The sequence below is a fragment of the Bartonella capreoli genome, assembly GCF_902813205.1.
GTDB classification, from domain to species: Bacteria; Pseudomonadota; Alphaproteobacteria; order Rhizobiales; family Rhizobiaceae; genus Bartonella; species Bartonella schoenbuchensis.
This window is the reverse complement of the sequence record NZ_CADDZX010000414.1, coordinates 1-381: the sequence shown is the minus strand read 5'-3', so window position 1 is coordinate 381 and position 381 is coordinate 1. Positions and strand designations below refer to the sequence as shown.

Here is a 381-nt window from a genome sequence, read left to right as displayed (position 1 = left end):
ATCAAGCCAAGGCATAAGCCTAGAAAAGTAGAGAATGCCATTTGTGCAATGGCAGCAGGGACAGCAATAGCTTTCACAGATAAAAGGTCTTTTAATGAAAAATGTAGCCCTACACCAAACATCAGCAAAATGACACCAATTTCAGCAAGTTGGTTGATAATAACGGAATCTATTCTAAAGCCGCCTGTATTGGGTCCAACAATGACACCTGCTAACAAGTATCCTACTAGGGGTGAAATACGCAAACGGCTAGCAATCATTCCTAAAAGAAATGCTAAACATAAACCTGCAACGATAGTTGTAATCAGTGGTGTATCATGGAGCATGTATTATTTACGACTTTTTATCAAAAAAATTAATGAGTTAAACGACTATAATTTT

1 protein-coding gene is annotated in these 381 nt (G+C 37.0%); it reads right to left on the bottom strand.

The features are described from left to right. On the bottom strand, positions 1 to 326 hold a 326-nt coding region (locus J7R05_RS09055; RefSeq protein ID WP_208541944.1), incomplete at its 3' end, for a cation:proton antiporter domain-containing protein. Positions 327 to 381 lie beyond the last annotated feature (55 nt).